Source organism: Nocardia sp. NPDC003183 (assembly GCF_053590715.1).
The window spans coordinates 577,059-598,188 of the sequence record NZ_JBSFTG010000003.1; the positions used below are offsets into that span (position 1 = coordinate 577,059).

Annotated in this window: 22 protein-coding genes; 7 read left to right on the forward strand and 15 right to left on the reverse strand. The window is 69.0% G+C overall.

The genetic code is table 11. From position 1 onward, the window contains the following. Nucleotides 1-9: 9 nt before the first annotated feature. The 4 genes from ACWDXS_RS14555 to ACWDXS_RS14570 all read right to left on the reverse strand — a co-directional run bounded on the left by ACWDXS_RS14555 (nt 10) and on the right by ACWDXS_RS14570 (nt 3,137). Nucleotides 10-864 carry an isocitrate lyase/PEP mutase family protein gene (locus tag ACWDXS_RS14555; protein WP_449965791.1) on the reverse strand — a complete coding sequence of 285 codons (855 nt, stop codon included), beginning with the start codon at nt 862-864 and terminating at the stop codon, nt 10-12. A gap of 147 nt (nt 865-1,011) precedes the next feature. Then, complete coding sequence (locus ACWDXS_RS14560; protein ID WP_378995249.1) at nt 1,012-1,668, reverse strand: GntR family transcriptional regulator; 657 nt, start codon at nt 1,666-1,668, stop codon at nt 1,012-1,014. After that, nucleotides 1,655-2,386 carry a maleate cis-trans isomerase family protein gene (locus ACWDXS_RS14565; RefSeq protein WP_449966239.1) on the reverse strand — a complete coding sequence of 244 codons (732 nt, stop codon included), beginning with the start codon at nt 2,384-2,386 and terminating at the stop codon, nt 1,655-1,657. The genes ACWDXS_RS14560 and ACWDXS_RS14565 overlap by 14 nt, the downstream gene beginning before the upstream one ends. A gap of 10 nt (nt 2,387-2,396) precedes the next feature. After that, nucleotides 2,397-3,137, reverse strand: coding sequence for a maleate cis-trans isomerase family protein (locus ACWDXS_RS14570; RefSeq protein WP_378995253.1), 741 nt, complete (start codon nt 3,135-3,137; stop codon nt 2,397-2,399). Between the two features lie 86 nt (nt 3,138-3,223). Here ACWDXS_RS14570 and ACWDXS_RS14575 point away from each other — a divergent pair, with 86 nt between their 5' ends. Both ACWDXS_RS14575 and ACWDXS_RS14580 read left to right on the forward strand, forming a co-directional pair. Continuing rightward, nucleotides 3,224-4,189: a D-2-hydroxyacid dehydrogenase gene (locus ACWDXS_RS14575; RefSeq protein ID WP_449965795.1), complete on the forward strand. Its 966-nt coding sequence runs from the start codon at nt 3,224-3,226 to the stop codon at nt 4,187-4,189. A 12-nt stretch (nt 4,190-4,201) separates the two neighbouring features. After that, on the forward strand, nt 4,202-5,596 hold the full coding sequence (locus ACWDXS_RS14580; RefSeq protein WP_449965798.1) for an amidase: 1,395 nt from the start codon (nt 4,202-4,204) through the stop codon (nt 5,594-5,596). A gap of 67 nt (nt 5,597-5,663) precedes the next feature. Here ACWDXS_RS14580 and ACWDXS_RS14585 read toward each other — a convergent pair whose 3' ends face one another. Beyond that, on the reverse strand, nt 5,664-6,158 hold the full coding sequence (locus ACWDXS_RS14585; RefSeq protein WP_378995259.1) for a DUF3830 family protein: 495 nt from the start codon (nt 6,156-6,158) through the stop codon (nt 5,664-5,666). A 94-nt stretch (nt 6,159-6,252) separates the two neighbouring features. After that, nucleotides 6,253-7,494 carry an aspartate aminotransferase family protein gene (locus tag ACWDXS_RS14590; RefSeq protein ID WP_378995261.1) on the reverse strand — a complete coding sequence of 414 codons (1,242 nt, stop codon included), beginning with the start codon at nt 7,492-7,494 and terminating at the stop codon, nt 6,253-6,255. A 106-nt stretch (nt 7,495-7,600) separates the two neighbouring features. Here ACWDXS_RS14590 and ACWDXS_RS14595 point away from each other — a divergent pair, with 106 nt between their 5' ends. From ACWDXS_RS14595 to ACWDXS_RS14605, 3 genes are all read left to right on the forward strand, one after another. Further along, entirely contained in the window at nt 7,601-9,094 is a 1,494-nt protein-coding gene (locus ACWDXS_RS14595) for an NAD-dependent succinate-semialdehyde dehydrogenase (RefSeq protein WP_449965802.1), read from the forward strand. 9 nt (nt 9,095-9,103) lie between these two features. Continuing rightward, nucleotides 9,104-10,177, forward strand: coding sequence for a tartrate dehydrogenase (locus ACWDXS_RS14600; RefSeq protein ID WP_449965804.1), 1,074 nt, complete (start codon nt 9,104-9,106; stop codon nt 10,175-10,177). Nucleotides 10,178-10,401: 224 nt separating this feature from the next. Next, nucleotides 10,402-11,610 (forward strand): molybdopterin-binding protein, encoded by a 1,209-nt coding sequence (locus ACWDXS_RS14605; protein ID WP_378995267.1) that lies wholly within the window; start codon nt 10,402-10,404, stop codon nt 11,608-11,610. A gap of 72 nt (nt 11,611-11,682) precedes the next feature. Here the strand turns inward: ACWDXS_RS14605 and ACWDXS_RS14610 are convergent, their stop codons facing one another. Together ACWDXS_RS14610 and ACWDXS_RS14615 are read right to left on the reverse strand one after the other, a co-directional pair. After that, nucleotides 11,683-12,924, reverse strand: coding sequence for an SPFH domain-containing protein (locus ACWDXS_RS14610; protein ID WP_449965808.1), 1,242 nt, complete (start codon nt 12,922-12,924; stop codon nt 11,683-11,685). A 2-nt stretch (nt 12,925-12,926) separates the two neighbouring features. Beyond that, entirely contained in the window at nt 12,927-13,358 is a 432-nt protein-coding gene (locus ACWDXS_RS14615; protein ID WP_378995269.1) for an NfeD family protein, read from the reverse strand. 107 nt (nt 13,359-13,465) lie between these two features. Between ACWDXS_RS14615 and ACWDXS_RS14620 the strand changes: the two genes are divergently transcribed. Then, a complete protein-coding gene (locus ACWDXS_RS14620; protein WP_387443058.1) occupies nt 13,466-14,290 on the forward strand; it encodes a DUF3097 domain-containing protein in 825 nt (274 codons plus the stop codon). A 112-nt stretch (nt 14,291-14,402) separates the two neighbouring features. Further along, complete coding sequence (locus ACWDXS_RS14625) at nt 14,403-15,215, forward strand: hypothetical protein (protein WP_378995273.1); 813 nt, start codon at nt 14,403-14,405, stop codon at nt 15,213-15,215. A gap of 65 nt (nt 15,216-15,280) precedes the next feature. Here ACWDXS_RS14625 and ACWDXS_RS14630 read toward each other — a convergent pair whose 3' ends face one another. The 7 genes from ACWDXS_RS14630 to ACWDXS_RS14660 all read right to left on the reverse strand — a co-directional run bounded on the left by ACWDXS_RS14630 (nt 15,281) and on the right by ACWDXS_RS14660 (nt 21,117). Further along, entirely contained in the window at nt 15,281-15,775 is a 495-nt protein-coding gene (locus ACWDXS_RS14630; RefSeq protein WP_449965812.1) for a hypothetical protein, read from the reverse strand. A gap of 88 nt (nt 15,776-15,863) precedes the next feature. Then, nucleotides 15,864-16,259 carry a hypothetical protein gene (locus tag ACWDXS_RS14635; protein ID WP_378627168.1) on the reverse strand — a complete coding sequence of 132 codons (396 nt, stop codon included), beginning with the start codon at nt 16,257-16,259 and terminating at the stop codon, nt 15,864-15,866. Nucleotides 16,260-16,345: 86 nt separating this feature from the next. Further along, on the reverse strand, nt 16,346-17,395 hold the full coding sequence (locus ACWDXS_RS14640; RefSeq protein ID WP_379313301.1) for a ferrochelatase: 1,050 nt from the start codon (nt 17,393-17,395) through the stop codon (nt 16,346-16,348). Continuing rightward, the gene (gene inhA, locus ACWDXS_RS14645; RefSeq protein WP_266290283.1) at nt 17,395-18,231 is read right to left on the reverse strand and encodes an NADH-dependent enoyl-ACP reductase InhA; all 837 of its coding nucleotides are present in this window, start codon (nt 18,229-18,231) and stop codon (nt 17,395-17,397) included. The genes ACWDXS_RS14640 and inhA overlap by 1 nt, the downstream gene beginning before the upstream one ends. 127 nt (nt 18,232-18,358) lie before the next feature. After that, on the reverse strand, nt 18,359-19,075 hold the full coding sequence (fabG1, locus tag ACWDXS_RS14650) for a 3-oxoacyl-ACP reductase FabG1 (RefSeq protein WP_387443050.1): 717 nt from the start codon (nt 19,073-19,075) through the stop codon (nt 18,359-18,361). A gap of 84 nt (nt 19,076-19,159) precedes the next feature. Further along, on the reverse strand, nt 19,160-20,164 hold the full coding sequence (locus tag ACWDXS_RS14655) for a VWA domain-containing protein (protein WP_056810311.1): 1,005 nt from the start codon (nt 20,162-20,164) through the stop codon (nt 19,160-19,162). Beyond that, nucleotides 20,161-21,117, reverse strand: coding sequence for a DUF58 domain-containing protein (locus tag ACWDXS_RS14660; RefSeq protein WP_378627164.1), 957 nt, complete (start codon nt 21,115-21,117; stop codon nt 20,161-20,163). The genes ACWDXS_RS14655 and ACWDXS_RS14660 overlap by 4 nt, the downstream gene beginning before the upstream one ends. Nucleotides 21,118-21,130: the final 13 nt, after the last annotated feature.

Here is a 21,130-nt window from a genome sequence, read left to right on the forward strand (position 1 = left end):
GCTCGCCCGTCAGGTGCGGGCGGTGAAGTGGGCGTTGAGCGCCGTCTGGGTGAGTTGGGTGTCGCCGTAGGTGAAAGTGCCGTGCTCGGAGAGCTCGGTGGCCGCGTCGAGGAGGTGGCGGTAGAGCAGTCGGGCGATGCTGCCGCCGACGGTGACCCGGCGGACGCCGAGGTCGGCGAGTTCGGCCATCGACAGGCCGCCACCGGTCAGGCCCATGACGACGTTGAGCGGTCCGTCGATCGCCTCGACGAGCGTGGCGATCGTGGCGGCGTCGGCCGCCCCGGGAACGAAGGCGCAGTCCGCGCCCGCGGCGAGGTAGGAGTTGGCGCGCCGGATCGCCTCGTCGAGACCGGCGTCCACCAGCAGCGCGTCGGTCCGGCCGACGAGCACGAACGGCACACCACTGGCGGCCACCGCCGCGCGCGCCGCCCGGACCCGGTCCACCGCGTGCACCTCGTCGAACAGCGGGGTGGTGCGGTCGCCGGTGAAGTCCTCGATGTTGCCGCCCGCCGCACCGGCGTCGATGGCGAGGGAGAGGGTGGTCACCACCTCCTGGGCGTCCGGCCCGTACCCCTCCTCGAGATCGGCGCTGACGGGCACCCGCACGGCGGTGGTGATCTCGTGGATCCGCCCCATCATCGTCGAACGATCGACGCGACCGTGCGCACCGTGCTCGGTGAAGAAGTCGTGGTCGGGGCGACCGAACGAGAAAGCGACCCCCGCGCTGGTGGTCGCGATCGCGGGGAATCCCACCGACTCCAGAATTCGCGCACTCCCCGCATCCCAGGCATTCGGCAGCAGGAAGCAGCCTTCGCGGTGCAGATCGACGAAAGCCTGTGCGCGTGTGCGCTGTTCGCTGTCCACGAGAGCTCCTGCGGGGAGTCGAGGTGATCGTACGGGTCCATTGTGCCCGTCGCGCACGATCACCTCGCACGTCGCCCGCTCACTCTCGGCGCACTGCGGCCGCGGCTGCGGACGGACACCCTGATGCCCTCCCCCGAGCCGCGGCAGCTAGCGGTCGCGCAAGCGCCGGACCGCGTCGTCCATGTGCTCTACGAGCAGGGCGCGGGCCCGCTCGGGTGCACCCGAGCCGATCGCTTCGTGGAGTTCGACGTGTTCGCCGGCTTGTTCGCGCAGGTCGGGGTAGGTGGTTTGGAGGGCGCCCAGACACATGCGGGTTTCGATGAGCAGGGTGCGGGCGGCACGGACGAGGCGGGGGCTGTCGGCGGCGGTGACGAGCGCTTCGTGGAAGGCCTGGTCGGCGTCGGAGACACCGGCGGCATCGCCGGCCTCGGCGGTGCGCCGCATGGCGGTGACGCTGGGTCGCAGTGCGGCGTAGGCGATGTCGCGGCGGCCGTCGAGGATGAGGTCGAGCGCGCCGCCTTCCAGGGCGGTGCGGGCGCGGTAGATGTCGATGACGTCGTCGGTGGTGAGTTCGATGACGAAGATGCCGCGGTTGCGGATGCTGAACAGCAGGCCCTCTTGCACGAGACGTTGCATGGCTTCGCGCACGGGTCCGCGGGAGACACCGAAACTGGTTGCCAGATCGGCTTCCCCGAGCTGGGCGCCGGGTGCCAGCGCACCGCGCATGATCGCCTCGCGCAGGCGGTCGGCGATCATCTCCGCGGTGGACTGCTGATTGACCGGCTCGAAATCAATGATCGACATGGCGACTCCCCTCCGCGAACAACGCGCCCAGCTCGGGAGCGACCGCGGTGACCCCGGCCAGCCGCAGACCTTCCCAGATGGTGACCTGGTTCGCCGTCAGCACCGGCTTGCCGAGCGCGGCCTCGAGTTTCGGAAGCACCTCGAGAGTATGCATGGCCGTATCCGGGATGAGCAGTGCCTGGGCATCGGGGTGGTCGTTGGTGACGGCCAGGGTCAGGACCTGGTCGGGAGTGAGGGTGCCGACCTCCGCGGCGGTGTCGATCCCGGCGCTCGACATCGACACCACGTCGATGCCCGCGTCGGCGAGGAAGTCGACGAACAACCGTGCCACCTCCTCGGGGTAGCTCGCGACCACGGCCACGCGCCGCACACCGAGCGCCCGCGCCGCTTCGACGAACGCGAAACTCGTACTGGAGGCAGGCACTCCCGCCGCCTCGGCCAGGCTGTCGACCTGACCCCGCGCACCCTGTGGCCCGTAGACGAAACTGCCCGAGGTGCACGCCCAGACCACGGCGGCGGGGTCTTCGGCCGCGAGCAACGAAGCGCCGTGGCTCAGCTTCTCCGGGCTGCCCAGATCGAGCAGTTCGGGAACGGCGTGCAGGTCGGTGCCGTAGATGTGGGCCACCGGCAACGCGGCGCCGAGCAGGGCCGCGGCACGCGGGTAGTCGTCCTCGGCGGCGTGGTCGGGGTAGATGAATCCGATGGTCGGCATGTGCATCTCGCTCCGTTCAGAAGACATTGACGAGCCATTTACCTGGGCCCATCATCGGGAGTTTCATCCGGCCGAGGCAGGCCCACATGGTCAGTTGGTTGGCGGTGAGGACGGGTTTGCCGAGTGCCTGTTCGAGTGGCTCGATCACGTCGTAGGTCGGCAGGTTGGTGCAGCTGACGAAGATCGCTTCCGAGCGGGGGTCGTCGGCGCCGAGTATCCGTTCGGCGATGGTGCGGTAGTTGACCTTCCAGATGCCGCCGCCGAGCCCGAGATGATCGGACTTGATCGTGGTGCAGCCCGCTTCGTCGAGGAAGTCGTGCAGTTTGCCGGTGAGGATCTCGTCGTACGGGGTGATCACCGACATCCGGGTGATGTTGAGGTGCTTGATCGCTTCCACCAAGGCGCCGGAGGTGGTCACCGCATCCGGTGCGCCGGCCAGGCAGATCGTTTCCCGCAGGGATCGTTCGTAGGCGAGACCGTTGATGAAACTGCCCGAAGTACACAGGTAGGCAACGACTTCCGGCTCCACGTGCAGCACGTCGTGGGTGGCCGCCGTGAGATGCAGCGGATTGGACACGAGTTCGGCCATCGCCAGGGATACCGGCACCGGTTCATAGGGTGTGCGGGCCAGGTGCAGACTCACCTCGAGGGGCGCCCACCGCCACAGTTCCCGTTCGAGGGCGAGGTCGAACGGCGCGATCACGCCGATACCTCGTTGGGCTACCGGCCCGTCGATGTCCGGGAAGCTGAACTCCACTGCGGCCCCTCTCGCGCTCAGCCGGGCAGACCTCCGAACACGATCGGATTGTTGACAATCATACGATCTGATCGTACGGTGTCAATGTGGAAAACGGGCCGATTGTCACCGTCCTACATCGTGACAGCCTGCCCGAATCGGACCTCATGGCCCCCGTTGCCGAGCGCGCCGACGTGCGCTACACCGAGGCCGACGGGCTCGCCGACGCGCTACGCGGCGCCGATGTGCTGTTCGTCTACGACTTCCAGACTCGTGCCGTTCCCGGCGCGTGGCCCAGCGCCGATCGCCTGCGCTGGCTGCACATGGGCGGTGTGGGCGTGGACCCGGTGATGTTCCCGGAGCTGCGCGCGTCCGAGGTGGTGGTCACCAACACCCGCAATGTCTTCGATACGGCCATCGCCGAATACGTCCTCGGACAGATCATCTCGTTCGCCAAGGACCTGCCCGGCTCGATCCGGTTGCAGCAGCGGCACGAGTGGCGGCACCGCGAATCCGAACGCGTGGCCGGGACCACGGCACTGATCGTCGGGACCGGCTCGATCGGCCGCACCACCGCGCGATTGCTGCGCGCCGCGGGCATGACGGTGCGCGGGGTCGGGCGCCGCGCCCGCTCCGGTGACCCGGATTTCGGCACCATCAGCGACGACCTGCACGCCGAACTGCCCGGCGCCGACTACGTGATCGCGATCGCGCCGCTCACCGCGCAGACCCGGCACATGTTCGATGCCGCCGCGTTCGCGGCCATGAAACCGCATGCCAGGTTTGTCAATGTCGGGCGCGGGGAATCAGTGGTTACCGACGATCTCGTAGCCGCGCTCGGCAACGGTTCGATCGCCGCGGCCGCACTGGACGTGGTGGATCCGGAACCGCTGCCCGCGGACCATCCGCTCTGGGATCTACCGAACGTGGTGCTCACGCCACACAATTCGGGTGATTTCCACGGCTGGCGCACCGAGATCGTCCGCGCATTCACCGACAATTTCGGCAGGTGGGCAGCCGGACTGCCGCTGGACAACGTTGTCGACAAGACGCTCGGGTACGTGCCCGGCTGAAGGAGCCCCGCCATGACGCAGCCCGATCTCCCCACCGATCCCACCGTGATGACGGCGGTTCAGCTGGTCTCGGCCTATGCGGCCGGGCAGCTGTCCCCCGTCGAGGCAGCGCAAGCCTGCCTGGATGTCATCGCGGCCCGCGACGGCGCGCTCAACGCGTTCTGCCTGGTCGATCCGGACCGGGCGCTGGTGCAGGCGAAGGACTCCGAGGCGCGCTGGCAGTCGGGCCATCCGCGCGGGTTACTCGACGGCGTGCCGATTTCCATCAAGGACATCTTCCTGACCGAAGGCTGGCCGACCCTGCGTGGTTCCACCTGCGTCGACGCGGGCGGGCCGTGGCTGGTGGACAGCCCGGTCGCCGCTCGGCTGCGCGAGGACGGGATGGTGTTCGTCGGCAAGACGACCACCCCGGAGATCGCCTGGAAGGGCGTCACCGACAGTCCACTCACCGGCGTCACCCGCAATCCCGCCGATCCCGCGACGACCGCGGGCGGATCGTCCGGTGGCAGCGCGGCAGCGGTGGCGGGTGGGATGACGCCGGTGTCGGTGGGCACCGACGGTGGCGGCAGCATCCGTATTCCGGCCTCGTTCTGCGGGATCGTCGGCTTCAAACCGACGCACGGGCGGGTGCCGCTCTACCCGGCCAGCCCGTTCGGTCCCCTCGCCCATGCCGGGCCGATGACGCGCACCGTCGAGGACGCGGCGCTGCTGATGGATATCCTCTCGCTGCCGGATCCGCGGGACCCGACGGCGCTGGCCCCCACCTTGACAACCTTCCGCAGTCAGATACAGCGGGATGTACGCGGGCTGTCGGTCGGCTATTCCGCCACGCTCGGGTACGCACAGGTGGATCCGGAGGTGGCCGAGATCGTCGAGAGGGCGGTGCAACGGTTGGCCGCAGCCGATCTGACCATCGATGCGGTCGATCCCGGATTCGCCGACCCGCGCGAAGCCTTCGAAACTTTGTGGGCGGCGGGTGCGGCAACCATGCTGTCGAAGTTCCCGGCCGGGTCCCGGGCGAAGGTGGATCCCGGCTTGGGCGCGGTCTGGGCTCGCGGCGAAGCTGTCAGCGCCGTGGACTATCTCGACGCCCGCCATGTCGCGGCGGAAGTCGGTATCACGATGGGCACCTTCCACACCGCCTACGATGTGCTGATCACCCCGACCATGCCGATCACCGCGTTCGAGGCCGGACACGATGTGCCGCCGGGCAGCGGACTGCGCGGCTGGCCGGACTGGACCCCGTTCACCTACCCGTTCAATATGACGCAGCAGCCCGCCATCAGCATCCCGGTCGGCACGACTCGCACCGGAATGCCGGTGGGCTTGCAGATCGTGGGACCCCGGCACTCCGATGACTTGATCCTCGCGGTGGCCAGGCACGCCGAGTTCGTGCTGAACTCCTGAAATATCTAGGGCGCTCACCTCTTTCGACGCCGCCGAGGGATTCGACGGCGTCGGAGCGGTCGCTCTGTCAGGCGCGGGCGAAAGCCAGCGTCTCACCCTCGACACCGCGCAACCACAACCCGTTGCAGGCGGCCGCCAAGTCCGCGAGACCGTCCTCGATGGTGGCGAAGACGCTGCCGGGAACCCAGCCGAGGTCGCCGTTGATCAGGAGATTGTTGCGGCCATAGAACAGGGCGAGGTCGGTGGCGCCCTGGGCGTGATGGGCGGCGGAGCCCGGTTCGTAGCCGTAGGCGGGGTTGCCGATTTCCCACGGTTCGAAGTCGAAGAGGCAGACGTCGCCGGGAATCGGTGTGACGGTGGGGTTTTCGCGATGCGGGGCCGCGGTGATGCGGGGCACCAGCGCGTAGACCTCGTTGCGGGCGTATTTGGCGTGGAAGGCGTCGCCCTCCTGCGGGAGCGCAGCCCAGACGGCGGCACACGTGCGCGGAGCCTCGTCGTCGAGCAGGCGCGCGCGGCAGGTGACGCCGGCTTCGGTGAGGGTGATGCTCATGTAGCGGGCCATCGGCTCCTACTTCCTGTGCGGTGCGGGATTTCGCGATTGTCCCGGTTGTGGTGCGAGTCCCCGCCCGGAACCCGAGCGGGGACAGCGTGGCGGACTACAGCTCGGCGAGGACTTCCGACCAGATCGCCAGGGCATCCTGCACCTGCGTTTCGGTGACGATCAGCGGCGGAATCATGCGCACGACGTTCATGTGCGCCCCGCAGGTGAGCAGCAGCAGTCCCTTGTCGACGGCGGCCTTCTGGGCGGCTGATGCCGTCGCGGTGTCGGGTTCGCCGGTCGGCGTGGTGAACTCGGCGCCGACGAGCAGACCGAGGCCACGGACGTCCCCGATCGCCTTCGTGGCGAGACTCCCGACGCCGGAGAGCAATTGCGCTCCACGAACGGCGGCGTTGTCGACGAGACCCTCGGCCTCGATCACCTCGAGTGTCGCGACCGCGGCGGCACAGGCCACCGCGTTGCCGCCGTAGGTCCCGCCCTGTGAGCCCGGCCAGGCCTTGGCCATCAACTCCCGCGACGCCGCGATGCCCGACAGCGGGAACCCGCTGGCCAACCCCTTGGCGATGGTGATCACGTCGGGGCGCACGTCGAAGTGCTGGTGGCCGAAGAACTTTCCGGTCCGGCCGAAGCCGGTCTGGATCTCGTCGAAGACCAGCAGGATGCCGTGCCGGTCGGCGCGCTCGCGCAGGCCCTGGAAGAAGCGGGTGTTGCCGGGGATGTAGCCGCCCTCGCCGAGCACCGGTTCGACGATGAACGCGGCGGTCTCGGCGGGCGAGGTGAGGGTGGCGAGCAGGTAGTCGAGCTCACGCAGCGCGAAGTCGGTGGCTTCGGCTTCGCTCCACCCGTAGCGGAAGGCGGTCGGAAACGGGGCCACGTGCACCCCGGACATCAGCGGGCTGAACCCCGCCGAGAACCGGGTCCCCGAGGTGGTCATGGTCGCCGCGGCGACGGTGCGGCCGTGAAATCCGCCGTGGAAGACGACCACGTTCGGGCGCCCGGTGGCTTGGCGGGCCAGACGCAGCGCGGCCTCGACCGCCTCGCTGCCGGAATTGGCGAAGAACAGCGTGTCCAAACCCTCGGGCAGCACCGCGCCGAGGCGCTCGGTGAGCTCGAGCAGCGGTCGGTGCAGCACCGTGGTGTATTGGCCGTGGATCAGGCTGGCGACCTGGGCCTGCGCCGCCGCGACCACGGTGGGGTGACAGTGCCCGGTACTGGTGACGCCGATCCCGGCGGTGAAATCCAGGTAGCGGCGACCGTCGGTGTCGTAGAGGTAGCAGCCCGCGCCGTGGTCGACGTGGACGGGCGTGGCCTGCTTCAGGACGGGAGACAGCTCGGTCATCAAGGACTCCCCAGATTGTCTATTGTCGGATTGTTGACAATATGCATAACATGGCGGCAGGGTTCACAGCAACGGTTGATCCACCGCGTCGGGAGGCAGGCACCGCATGGACGAGTCCGGGGGCAGCGCGCAGCTGCTCGACATCCTGAGCGCCGCCGAGCGGGCCGCGATCGACAGCGTTCCGCAGGGGTTGTTCATCGGGGGCCGATGGCGTGAGTCCGTCGCCACGCTGCCCGTCCTCGATCCCGCGACCGGCGCGCAGCTGTGCGTGGTGGCGGACGCGACCGCGTCCGACGGACTCGACGCGCTCGCCGCGGCCGCCGCCGCCCAGGCCGCCTGGGCCGGCACCCCGGCACGCACCCGCAGCGACGTCCTCATGCGCGCGCACCACGCGCTGCTGGCCGACACCGAACGCCTCGCCTTGGTCATGACGCTCGAGATGGGCAAGCCGCTCGCCGAGGCGCGCGGCGAAATCGCCTATGCCGCGGAGTTCTTCCGCTGGTTCGCCGAGGAAGCCGTCCGCCTCGACGGCGGGTACATGCCCGCGCCGACGGGGGGATCCCGGTTTCTGGTGACGAAGCAGCCGGTGGGGCCGAGTCTGCTCATCACGCCGTGGAACTTCCCGATGGCGATGGGCGCCCGCAAGATCGCGCCCGCGCTGGCCGCCGGCTGCACCTGTGTGGTGAAGCCCGCCGAACAAACACCGCTGTCGATGCTGGCGCTCGCGGCGATCCTGGCCGAGGCGGGTGTGCCCGATGGTGTGGTCAATGTGGTGACCACCGCCGACCCCGGCGCGCTGATGACACCGCTCATCGCCGATCCGCGCTCCCGGAAACTCTCCTTCACCGGGTCCACCGCCATCGGGAAACTCCTCCTGGAACAGTGCGCCCGCACCGTGATGCGCACCTCGATGGAACTCGGCGGCAACGCACCGCTGCTGGTGTTCGACGATGCCGATCTCGACGAAGCGGTCGAGGGCGCGCTCGCCGCCAAGATGCGCAACATCGGCCAGGCCTGTACGGCCGCGAACCGAATTCTGGTGCAGCGCGGCATCGCTGCGGAATTCGCCGAACGACTGGCCACGCGGATGGCGGCATTGCCGATGGGCCGTGGCACCGAGCCGGGCGTTGTCGTCGGGCCGCTCATCGACGCCGAGGCCGTGGCCAAGGTGGAACACCTCGTGGCCGACGCCCGGCAGCGCGGCGCCCAGGTGCGGCTCGGTGGCACGGCGATCGACGGACCGGGCACCTTCTACCCGGCGACCGTGCTCACCGGCGTGCCCGACGACGCCGAGTTGTGCCACACCGAGATCTTCGGACCCGTCGCCGCGATCGGCACGTTCGACACCGAGGACGAGGCGATCACCCGCGCCAACGACACCCCGTACGGGCTGGTGGCGTACGTGTTCACCGAGAACCTGCGTCGCGGCCTGCGCGTCTGCGAAGCGCTCGACACGGGAATGGTCGGCCTGAACCAGGGCGTGGTCTCCAATCCGGCCGCGCCGTTCGGCGGGGTGAAGGAATCGGGGCTCGGGCGTGAGGGCGGTTTCACCGGGATCGACGAATTCCTCGAGACCAAATACATCGGCGTCAAGGTTTAGGGAGACAGCGTGCGCACATACCGGATCGCGACCATTCCGGGCGACGGAATCGGCGTCGACGTGACCGTCGAGGCGGTGAAGGTGCTCGACCGGGTCCTGCCGGGAATCAGCTGGACCGAGTTCGACTGGTCCTGTGAGAACTATCTGCGGACCGGCGCGATGATGCCCGCCGACGGGCCCGAGCAGCTCGCCGGGTTCGATGCGATCCTGCTGGGCGCCGTCGGATTCCCCGGGGTACCCGACCACATCTCGCTGTGGGGCCTGCTGATTCCGCTGCGGCGCGCCTTCGGCCAGTACGTCAACCTGCGGCCGGTACGACTGCTGCCCGGCACGGAATCGGCGCTGCGCGACCGCACCGCCGAGGACCTCGACATTCTCATCGTGCGGGAGAACTCCGAAGGCGAGTACTCCGAGATCGGCGGCATCCACAACCCGGGCAGGCCGGACGAATTCGTGCTGCAGGAATCAGTGTTCACCCGCACCGGCTGCGAACGGATCATCCGCTATGCGTTCGACCGCGCCGCCGAACGCTCGGGCAAGCTCTGTTCGGCGACGAAATCCAACGGGCTCATCCACTCGATGCCCTACTGGGACAGCATTGTCGAGCGCGTAGCCGAGGAGTACCCGACGGTGCGGACCCGGCAGATGCACGTCGACGCCCTCGCCGCCGAAATCGTGCTCCACCCCGATCGCCTGGATGTGATCGTGGGCTCGAACCTGTTCGGCGACATCCTCTCCGACCTCGCCGCGGCCGTCACCGGCGGACTCGGGCTCGCGCCCTCGGGCAACATCAACCCCGCGGCGGACGCGCCGTCGATGTTCGAGGCCGTACACGGTAGCGCGCCCGACATCGCGGGCATGGGCATCGCCGACCCCGTCGCCCAGATCCTCGCCGGGGCCATGCTGCTCTCCCACCTGGGCGAGCACACCGCGGCCGCCGCCGTCGACCGCGCGGTCTGCGACGTCCTCGCCGCGGGCACGGTTCGCACACCGGACCTGGGCGGCACCGCCACCACCGCCGAGCTGGGCACCGCCATCGCCGGCCGCGCCGCCGAGCTGGCGAACGCCCTCACCGAAGCGTGAACCCCGTCGGCTTCTCCCCCACCGCTGACCGCCCGGACGTCGGGGCACCCAGCCCGGCAGACCTGCGGGTCACCCACTCGTGACGCCCGAACTGCGCACCGAGCGGCACGCGTGTGCGTGAGCACAACGTCATCGCGCGGCAACTGCCCAGAAAATCGCAGGCAATCGGTGGTGCGCACGATGAGTCCCAGTATCGGTGATGGGTCCTCGGAAGGCGGAACGTGGTGACGAGCGCACGGGTGGGCGTAGTTGCGGCGGTGCAATGTGGGCTGGGGCTGGTGCGCGCGCGAATAGCCGCCGAGCTCGAGCCGATCGCGGTGCGTGAACGACCCGTGGCCGAGGCCGTGGGGGCAACCCTGGCTGTCGCCCTCGCGGCGGGCACTCCCCTGCCGCGGGTGGACAGCGCCGCCATGGACGGTTACGCGGTGGCGGGCCCCGGACCGTGGTGGCGGCTACACCAGCAGGTGAGCTACGCCGGGCGCGGCTGCTCGGTGGTGCTGGCGCCCGGCGAGGCGGTGCGGATCGCGACCGGCGCGGCTACCCCGCTGGGTACCACGGCGACTTTGCGCGACGAACACATCGTGACCACCAGCGTGTCCGGCAAACCGGTGGTGATGCGCGCGCCCGGCGCACCGGTGCGCGACGACACCCGCCGCCAAGGCGAACACTGGAGCAGCGGAACGGAATTGGCGCGCGCTGGGGCCCGCGTCTCACCGGCCCTGGCTTCGGCGGCCCTCAGCGCCGAAGCCGAAACTGTCACCGTGCGTGGTCCTTTGCGCGCCGATGTGGTGATGACCGGTGACGAGATCCGCGCTGTCGGCCCGCTCGGTCCGGGCGAAACCCGCGACTCCCTCGGCCCGGTCATGCCGGAGTTCTTGCGCTGCTGCGATATCGAGAGCACCGGCCTGTGGCACCTCGCCGACAGCCGCGACCTGCTGCGCTCCTGGCTCACCCTGAAATCCCACGCCGACCTGGTCGTCATGGTCGGCGCCACCGGTCGCGGCGCCGCCGATCACCTGCGCACCCTGCTCGCCGACCTCGGCGCGCGCATCATCGTCGAACGGATAGCGATCCGCCCCGGCGGCTCCACCCTCGTCGCCCAGCTCCCCGACGGCCGAGTCCTGCTCGGTCTGCCCGGCAACCCCTTCGCCGCCGTCGCGGCCCTCTTGGCCGTCGGCCCGGCCATCGTCGACGCCCTCACGCTGCGCACGCCCGGCCCCACCATGTGGGGCCGCCTCTCCGACGCCGGCGTCATGGAAGGCGAAGCCACCCGGATAGTCGGCGTCCAGCAACACCCCGGCGGCGTCTGGCGCAGCACAGGCCCCGCTCACACCCCTCACCTGGCCGGTCTCATCCCCTGCCAAGCCCTGGCCATCCTGCCGCCCGGCACCGGCCGAGGCTCCCTCGTCGAACTCCTTCCCCTCCCGCACTGACCCGACAGCGCTGCCGCACAACAGAAACGGCCCCGGAGTGGAAGTTCACACCGGGGCCGTACCCTGCTCGGATCAGCCGTGTTGCGGCGGCTGCCAGGGGCGACCGTAGGGGTCGTCCGGGCGCGGGGCGGGGTGTTCCGCCGGGGCGATCGGAGGTGGGGTCGGGGGTTCCGGGTCCCCCTTGGCCACCGAGGTTTTGGGCCGGGGTACGGGGGAATCGAAACCTTCGACGGGGGTGCGGGCGGTGGCTTCCGCGGCGCGGACTGCTTCGGCGATCTTGGGGTCCGAGGCGGTTTCGAACCAGTCGGCCACGTCGGTGTCGTCTTCGATCTTCACCGGGGCTTCGTCGGCGGACGGTTCGTAGCGGAAGACACCGTCCTCGCCCTTGGTGGCGAAGTTCTGGGCGAAGCCTTCGAGCGCCTTGCCGAAATCGCTGGGGACCAGCCACACCTTGTTCGCATCGCCCTTGGCCACCATCGGCAGGGTCTGCATGTACTGGTAGGCAAGCAGTTCCGGAGTCGGCTTGCCGTTCTTGATGGCGGCGAACACCTTCTCGATCGCCTTCGCCTGCCCCTGGGCCTGCAGGTAGGAGGCGGCGCGTTCGCCCTGGGCGCGCAGGATGCGGCTCTGGCGTTCACCCTCGGCCGACAGGATCGAGGACTGCTTGCCGCCCTCGGCGGTCAGGATCGCCGCCTGCTTGGCGCCCTCGGCGGTCTTGATCTGCGCTTCGCGGTTACCTTCGGCGGTGAGGATCGTCGCGCGCTTCTCGCGATCGGCCTTCATCTGCTTCTCCATCGATTCCTGGATCGACGGCGGCGGATCGATGGACTTGAGCTCCACCCGGGCCACCCGAAGGCCCCAGCGGCCGGTGGCCTCGTCGAGCACACCGCGCAGCTGGTTGTTGATCTGATCGCGCGAGGTCAGCGTCTCTTCCAGGGTCATGCCACCGACCACATTGCGCAGCGTGGTGACGGTGAGCTGCTCGACCGCGGCGATGTAGTTGCTGATCTCGTAGACAGCGGCCTGCGGGCTGGTGACCTGGAAATACACCACCGAGTCGATCTGCAGGGTGAGATTGTCCTGGGTGATCACCGGCTGCGGCGGGAACGACACGACCCGCTCGCGCAGATCCACCTTCGCGCGGACACGATCGGCGAACGGGACGAGGAACGTCAGCTGACCGGACACGGTGCGCGAATACCGCCCGAGCCGTTCGATCACCGCCGCCTCGGCCTGCGGGACGAGAGCGATCGATTTGAACACCACCACCACGACCAACAGGACGAGGACGGCGGCCACGATCAAGGCAACCATTGCTAGGGACCCTTCCAGACGACGGCGGTCGCGCCATCGATCTTCATCACATAGACAGTCACACCGGCTTCGTACACTTCACTCGGGTCGAGCGGACGCGCGGTCCAGACCTCGCCACCGAGCTTGACCTGACCCGAATACTCCGCGACCTGCTCGAGCACCAGCGCCGACTTCCCCGGCAGCGCATCGGCATTCGTCGGAGTGGGCGGCGGGGTACCGAACTTGCGGCGCAACAGCGGGCGCACCCCGACGAACAGCACGCCGGCCATCGCGGCGAACACCAGGGCGTCTCCCCAGACCGGAAGGTCGGTGGCGGCGCTGATCCCCGCGGTGCCGAGTGCGGCCACCCCGAGGGTGAGCAGCGTGAGGTCCCCGGTGAGCATTTCCGCCGCCGCGAGAACGATGCCCGCGATCAGCCAGACTATTGCGGCCACCCTGCCAGCCTAGCCTCGATCACCGGTTCGGGGGCGGGCTCGCGTAATCGCCGCCTCCCGGTGCGCCGGTACCGCGCGCGCTGGTGCGCGCGCGGTAGTTTCGGGGCGTGAGTGCGCGAGACAGCTACGGCGACATCTATTCCGGACACGATCGGACCAAGAAGAAGCCGGTGCCGACAGTGAACGCCGAACGCGATCTGGTGGTCGAGGACGCGGCGAGCGGATTCTGCGGTGCCGTAGTGGGTTTCGATCGCAGCTACGACGGCGAGTTCGTGAAGCTGGAGGACGCGCGCGGGGCGGTGCGGCTGTTCGCGATGCGGGAGGCGGCGTTCCTGATCGACGGGAAACCGGTCACGCTGATCAAGCCCACCGCGACCGCGCCGAAACAGCCGGTGCGGTCGGCGTCGGGGTCCACCCGCGTCGAGGGCCTGCGGGCAAGAGTCGCGCGAACCAGCCGGATCTGGGTGGAGGGCGTGCACGACGCGGCGCTCGTCGAACGGGTGTGGGGCCACGACCTGCGGGTCGAGGGCGTGGTCGTCGAACACCTCGAGGGCCTCGACAACCTCGGTGCCCGGCTCACCGAGTTCGAACCCGGCCCCGGCGCGCGGGTAGGCGTGCTCGTCGACCACCTGGTGACCGGCTCGAAGGAGACGCACCTGACCGCCGGCCTCGGCCCACACGTGCTGGTGACCGGCCATCCCTACATCGATGTCTGGCAGGCGGTACGCCCCGCCGCGCTCGGCATCGATGCCTGGCCGACAGTGCCGCGCGGCGAGGACTGGAAGACCGGAATCTGCGCGCGCCTCGGCTGGGGAACACCGCAGCAGGGCTGGCGCCGTGTCTACGATGCGGTCGGCTCGTTCCGGGATCTGGAAGCCCCACTCATCGGCGCGGTCGAACGGCTCATCGACTTCGTGACCGAGCCGGAGTGAACGCACAGCAGGTCAGACGGATCGTCGCGCCGAAATCGGTGATCCGCGTAGGCACCATCGACCACCTCGGTGCGCGCACGCGATCGCGGGCGAACCTTTATGCTCGATGATTATGTGCTCTCCCAGTGCCACGCTGACGCTGTGGGCCGGCTCCTGGCTGGCCGGTACCAGCGCGCCCGACGACGTGCTGGAGGCACTGCACGCCTGGGCGCCGCACCACACCATCGCGGCGGGCGACCCGGTCACCGGCGGACGCACGGACCTGCCGTGGACCTCGCGCGGTGCGGCGGGCAACGGAGCCATGCCGCTGCTCAAGGTGATCCGCGAGGCGATGGCTCCCGCCGGGGCGCAGCTGCGCCTGGTCCTGCCCGCACCGGGTGACGTGCGCGGGCTGCCGGTCGGCACCGCGTTCGCGGCCGACGCGATCGACGCCGAGGAGGGCTTGCTGCTCGGCGTGCCCGGCGAGCCCGGCACCGGCCTGATCCCGCAGTGGGACGACGACGACACCCTGCAGTGGACCGTCTACGGCGTCGATCTGCCGCGTATCGCGGGTCACGACATGTCGCTCGGCGAGGCCGAGTACACCATGCGCGAATCGGTGCGCGACGCCGCCGACGCCCTGATGCAACTGCACACCACCTCGGTCGGCAACGGCGACGACGATCCGCGTGAACAGATCGAGGCCCAGCTCGCGGCCTATGCGCGCCACGCCTATCCCGACTCGATCCCGTTGCGCGCCAAGCGAATTCTCGATACGGCCGATCATGTGGCCGCGATCCTCACCGTCGCTCAGCACGAGCCGGCGTCCTCACCCACCTCGGCCACCGCGCTCGGGGCGCACGAATCCCTGCTGCGGCCGCTGTGGAACACGATCCGCGAGGCCCGCCTCGTCGCGGTCCACGCCGCTGCCCGCCGCGACGGCTGACCTTCCGCATTCGGGACGGACGGGGGTAGTCACCGAATCCGGTGGCGCACGCCGGAGCCGATCCGTCAGTGCCGATAAGGCTGCTGGTACTGCGGTTGTTGTGGATACGGCATCTGCTGCGGGTACGGCTGCTGCTGCGGGTACGGCATCGGCTGCTGCTGCGGATACGGTTGCGGGTACTGACCCTGCGGATACTGCGGCGAGTACTGTGCCTGCGGGTAGCCGGGGCCCGACGGGTGCTGCTGTGGGTACGGCTGCTGGTACTGCGCCGGGTACGGCTGCTGCTGATGTGCCATGTGCTGTGGCGGCATCTGATGTGGCGCAGCCTGATTCGAGGAACCGCTGAACGCGCGGATCAACACGATCACCACGATGAGCACAACAACGCCGATGATCAGGTACCAGACCCATTCCGGGACCCCGCCACCACCGACGCTGACGCTGCTACCGCCCCCACGACGGGCCAGCACCGCCTCCGCATCGCCCGCGCGTATGTCGTCGCCGGCGAGAAGACCACCTCCCCGAGCCAGTGCGGTCAGCATCATGTCGGCATGGTTCATCGGGCCCTCCCCGTAGCGTCACCCGACCTTCGGGCGAAGGTCTGCGGCGATGCTAACGCAGAGATACGCCGAACGGGGAAGCGCCAGTTCAGAATCCGCCGAGGGCGACTTTGAGATCGGGCACATCGAGCGACCTGAGCGTCGCATCGCGGACCTGCGGGCAGGTGCGGATGGTGACGGTGTCGACGATGTGGCGGTTGTAGGCGATCGCGGCGTTGGCGACGGTGTCGTTGACCGTCCACAGCTTCATCGCGCCGGTGAACGCCACCCGCGCGACGCGCGGGCCCAGCGCCTTCCACGTCCCCTTCTGTCCGTCGAGGATGCCGCACAATTCCTCGACGGATGCCTGCGAGATCGTGGGCTCGGTGGGCTGCGGGGGCTGGGTCTGATAGCCGGAGTCCCCGCCACAGCCGGTCAGACCGAGCGCGGCGGCGGTCAGCACCAGGGCGAACCCGGCAGCGCGGCGCGGCGTGGTCGAAATCATCGGAAATCCTCCGATCAGTCGAGCGCAACTGTGAAAAGGCTACTCCTCGAACCGGGGACTACCGGTGAATGGTTATCCGGTTGTGTTCAGCGCCGGACCGGGCGCGCGGGCGGTTCGCAGCAACCGGGGGCGCACAGGGCTCCGTCGACGGTGCAGCCGTACCCGGGGACCGTGCCGAGTTCGCGCACCGGACCGGCGCTCACGCGTTCGGCGATCAGTTCGACGATCATCCGGGAGAATCGCGGATCGGTGCCGGGTGTCCCCGCACGGGCAAACGCCATGCCGAGCTCGGCGGCGCGGGTCGACGCTTCGTTGTCGAGGTCCCAGATCACCTCGAGATGATCGGAGACGAAACCGACCGGGCACACCACCACGGCGTCGATGCCCTTGCCGTGCAGCACATCCAGGTGGTCGACGATGTCGGGTTCAAGCCACGGTACCTGCGGCGGGCCCGAACGCGACTGCCACACCACGTCGTACTCGGCGAAACCGGTTGCCGCGGCACACAATCGGGCGGCCTCGGCGACCTGCCTGCTGTAGAGGCGGCCACCGTCGGCCGGCGGGCCCGCCGACAGGTCGGCCGAGACGGGGATGGAGTGTGCGGTGAAAACCAGGCGCACGCCGTCGCGGCGCTCGGCCGGAATCTGTTGCACCGCAGCGGCGATCGCGTCGGCGAACGACTCGATCAGCAGCGGGTGATCGAAGTACTGGCGCAGTTTCACCAGTTCCGGGGCACCGGCACCGACCACCGTGCGGGCGCGGGTGATGTCCTCGTCGTACTGGCGGCAACCGGAATACCCACCCCACGCCGACGTCGGGAAGACCAGTGCCGAACGCACGCCGTCGGCGGTCATCCGCGCGACCGTGTCCTCGACCATGGGATGCCAGTTGCGATTGCCGAAATAGACCGGCAGATCCAGCCCGGCATCGGCGAGGTCGGCCTCCAGCGCCGCGATGATCTGCTGATTCAACGCGTTGATCGGCGAGACCCCGCCGAAATGCAGGTAGTGCTGCGCGACCTCGGCGAGCCGTTCGGGGGGCACCCCACGGCCCCGAGTGACGTTCTCCAGAAAGGGGATCACGTCCTCGGGGCCCTCGGGACCACCGAAGGACAGCAGCAGCAGGGCGTCCGGCATCAGCTCAGGGACATGTTCTCCGGGAACCACATATTGTGGCTGGCGCCGCCGTCGACGTAGATGATCGAGCCGGTGGTGGCGGGCAGCCAATCCGAGAGCAGCGCCACGATCGACTTGCCGACCGCGCGCGGATCGTTGCCGTCCCAGCCGATCGGCGACGCGCCGTCCCAGTACTGGTCGAGCTGGACGAGCTGCTTGGCATCGTCGGTCGCGGTGCCGGCGATGGCCTTGGCCGCGAGGGTCTTGATCGGACCCGCGGCGATCAGGTTGGAGCGCACCTTCTTGGCGGCACCGACCTCACGCGCCACATAGCGGTTCACCGACTCCAGCGCCGCCTTGGACACGCCCATCCAGTTGTAGTACGGCATGGCCACGCGCGGATCGAAGTCCATGCCGACGAGCGAGCCGCCCTCGTTCATGACGGGGAGCACGGCGCGCGCGAGCGAGGCGTAGCTCCACGCGGAGATCTCGAACGACTTGGCGACATCGGGGCCGGGGCCCTCGAGGAACGGCAGCGCGCCGGGGCCCATGATCGACCGCGGCGCGAACGCGATGGAGTGCAGCGCGCCGTCGATGCCCTCGGGTGCCAGTTCACGCAGCTTCTCGGTGAGCGCGGCCAGATCCTCTTCGTTGGTCACGTCGAGGCCGATGGCGGGCGGCACTTCCTGCGGCAGCCGCTTGGCGATGCGGTCGATGAGCCGCAGTCGGTCGGGAATACCGGTGATGATCACCCTCGCGCCCTGCTCCTGCGCGATCGCGGCCGCGTGGAACGCGATCGACGAGTCGGTGATGATGCCGGTGACCAGGATGGTCTTGCCTTCGAGCAGTCCGCCCATGAGTTTTCGGTTCTCCTGAAATCAGTATGGTTGCCGCCACCTTGTCGGTGGCGCGGGGCGATCCGTTAGCGGATCAGTGACCCATGCAATAGCAGTCGTCGACGTGGACGACAGCGCCGTTATCGGATCAGTGACCCATGCCCATGCCGCCGTCGACCGGGATGACCGCGCCGGAAACGTAGCGGGAGTCCTCGGACGCGAGGAAGCTGACCACGGCGGCGATGTCTTCCGGCTGGCCGAGACGCTGCAGCGGAATGTACTTCTTCGCCATGGTCTTCAGATCGTCGGGCAGGTCCGCGGTCATGTCGGTCTCGATGAAGCCCGGGGCCACCACGTTGGCAGTGATCGAACGCGAGCCCAGCTCCCGAGTGAGCGACCGCGCCATGCCGATGACACCGGCCTTGGACGCCGCGTAGTTGAGCTGACCGGCCTGACCGGCCATGCCGACCACCGAACCGAGGAAGATCATCCGGCCCCAGCGCCCCTTGAGCATGGCGCGGTTGGCGCGCTTGGCACAGCGGAAGGCACCGGTGAGGTTGGCGTCGATGACCCGCTCGAACTGGTCCTCGGTCATGCGCATCAGCAGGGTGTCGTCGGTGATGCCCGCATTCGCGACCAGCACCTCGACCGGACCCTGGTGCTCCTCGACCTCGGTGAACGCGCGATCGACCGAATCACTGTCGGTGACATCGCATTTCACGCCGAACAGACCCTCGGGTACCCCCGATCCACGATGGGTGACGGCGACCTTGTGGCCGTCGGCCTGCAGACGCTGCGCGACCGCGAGACCGATACCGCGGTTACCGCCGGTGACCAGGACCGACCGGGATGTGACGTTCGACATAGGGTCCAACCTATCTGTTCCGATTCGTGCGCCCCGCGTCAGGGTCGCGCCGTTGCGACAGCTCACAACGCGGGGCGGTGGGAGCTAGGGCAGGCGTTGACGATAGAGCAAACTGACCACGACTCCCGCCGCGATGGCCAGCATGCCGAACAACAGCCACGGGCGGCTCGCATCGCCCCGCGTGGTCTCGTAGCCGATCTGTTCCTCGAGGGTGTCGTAGACCGCGGTGAGTTCGGCCAGCGACGACGCGGTGTAGAAGTCGCCGCCGGACAGCTCGGCGATCTCGCGCAGCGAGTCGTTGTCGACCGGCACCTTCACCCGCTGGGAACCCTTGCCGTCGGAGTCCGGGATCTCGACCGTGCCCCATTCGGTACCGAAGGAGATCGTCGAGACCGGGATGCCCTTGTTCTTGGCCAGGCGCGCGGCGGTGAAACCGTGGCGCGGGTTGTCGACGTCCTTGTCGTCGGGCACGGTCTGCTTGCCGTCCGACATCAGCACCACGCGCGCGGGCGGGGGCGTCTCGGCGCCACCGAGCACGGCGGCCAGGGTGTCGATCGATTGCAGTGCGGTGAGGACGCCCTCGCCGGTGGCGGTGCGCTCGGCCAGCTTGATGTTGTCGATCGAATGCTTGACCGCCTCGCGGTTGGTCGTCGGCGACACCATCACCGAGGCCGTGCCCGCGAACGTGACGAAACCGAGGTTGATACCGGGGGTCAGCCCGTCGACGAAATCCTTGCCTGCCTTCTGCGCGACCTGCAACCTGTTCGGCTCCACGTCGGTGGCTTCCATCGACAGCGAAACATCCATCACCAGAACCACAGTCGCGCGGTTACGCGGCACCTTCTGCACGGCGGTCGGACCGGCCGCGGCGATCGTCAGCAGGACCAGGCCCGCCAGGATCAGCGCGATCGGGACATGGCGCATCGGGCTCGGTCGCGACGGGGCGACCCGCTCCAGGATGGCCATGTTGCCAAACTGCAGCATCCGCTTGTGCCGGGCGCGCTGTACCAGCACGTAACCGAGCACGAGCAGGGCGACGACCGCGAGGAAACCGAGCCAGACGACGGCCGTGAAATGCGAAATACTCACTGGCGAGGCACCCGCCCGCTCGGGGCGCCGAGGCTGTGGCGCCGGGTGGACACGAACCGGACCACGTCGGCGATCCAGTCCCGATCGGTCTGCAGGGTGAGCACCGGCGCGCCGCAGCTGCGCAGCGCCTGCGCCACCTGCTCACGCTGGGCTCGGGCCGCGGCCGCGAAATCGGCCCGCAGCGTGGGAGTGACGCTGAACTCGCGGGTGCGGCCCGATTCGGGATCGTGCAGCACCACGTCGCCGCCGTCGGGCAGCGCGACATCGAGGGGGTCGAGCACTTCCACGGCGAGGAGGTCGTGGCGGGCGGAGATCGCGCGCAGGGAGCGCTGCCAGTCGACGTCACCGAGGAAGTCGCTGATCACCACGGCCAGACCGCGTTTGCGTTGCGGACGGCGCAGCGATTCGATCCCGGCCTTGAGATCGCCGCGTACGCCGTCGCGGGCGTGCGGGGTGGTGGCGATGCCGCGCAGCAGGGTCTGGGCGTGCATGCGTCCGCTGCGCGCGGGGATGCGTACCAGATCCTGACCGGTCGCGACGACCGCGCCGATCCGGTTGCCGCCCCCCGAGGTGAGGTGGGTGATCGCCGCGGCCGCCGCGATCGCGAGATCGCGTTTGTGTACCCGGCCGGTGCCGAAGTCCAGGCTCGACGACAGGTCGACGACGAGCCACGTCTCGAGCTCGCGGTCGGCGATCATCTGCCGCACATGCGGATGGGTGGTGCGGGCGGTGACCGACCAATCCATCTGTCGCACATCGTCACCCGGCTGGTACAGCCGTGCCTCCCCCGGTTCCGAACCCGGTCCGGGGATCAGCCCCTGGTGGTCGCCGTGCAGCACGCCGTCGAGGCGGCGCCGCACAGTCAACTCGAGGGTCTTGAGCGCGGCGGCCAGCTTCGGGTCGGTCAGTTCACCGGCACGGAACGAGGGCGGAGCGTGAGACGACACGGGCACGCGGACAACGGGT

Coding starts and splice junctions, on each gene's coding strand:
- ACWDXS_RS14565 (WP_449966239.1), bottom strand. CDS start 2,386: ATGCACATGCCGACCATCGGATTCATCTACCCCGACCACGCCGCCGAG.
- ACWDXS_RS14585 (WP_378995259.1), bottom strand. CDS start 6,158: ATGGCCCGCTACATGAGCATCACCCTCACCGAAGCCGGCGTCACCTGC.
- ACWDXS_RS14595 (WP_449965802.1), top strand. CDS start 7,601: ATGGACGAGTCCGGGGGCAGCGCGCAGCTGCTCGACATCCTGAGCGCC.
- ACWDXS_RS14590 (WP_378995261.1), bottom strand. CDS start 7,494: ATGACCGAGCTGTCTCCCGTCCTGAAGCAGGCCACGCCCGTCCACGTC.
- ACWDXS_RS14625 (WP_378995273.1), top strand. CDS start 14,403: ATGTGCTCTCCCAGTGCCACGCTGACGCTGTGGGCCGGCTCCTGGCTG.
- ACWDXS_RS14635 (WP_378627168.1), bottom strand. CDS start 16,259: ATGATTTCGACCACGCCGCGCCGCGCTGCCGGGTTCGCCCTGGTGCTG.
- ACWDXS_RS14560 (WP_378995249.1), bottom strand. CDS start 1,668: ATGTCGATCATTGATTTCGAGCCGGTCAATCAGCAGTCCACCGCGGAG.
- ACWDXS_RS14630 (WP_449965812.1), bottom strand. CDS start 15,775: ATGAACCATGCCGACATGATGCTGACCGCACTGGCTCGGGGAGGTGGT.
- inhA (WP_266290283.1), bottom strand. CDS start 18,231: ATGGGCGGACTGCTCGAAGGCAAGACCATCCTGGTCACCGGCATCATC.
- ACWDXS_RS14580 (WP_449965798.1), top strand. CDS start 4,202: ATGACGCAGCCCGATCTCCCCACCGATCCCACCGTGATGACGGCGGTT.
- ACWDXS_RS14640 (WP_379313301.1), bottom strand. CDS start 17,395: ATGCCGGACGCCCTGCTGCTGCTGTCCTTCGGTGGTCCCGAGGGCCCC.
- fabG1 (WP_387443050.1), bottom strand. CDS start 19,075: ATGTCGAACGTCACATCCCGGTCGGTCCTGGTCACCGGCGGTAACCGC.
- ACWDXS_RS14610 (WP_449965808.1), bottom strand. CDS start 12,924: ATGGTTGCCTTGATCGTGGCCGCCGTCCTCGTCCTGTTGGTCGTGGTG.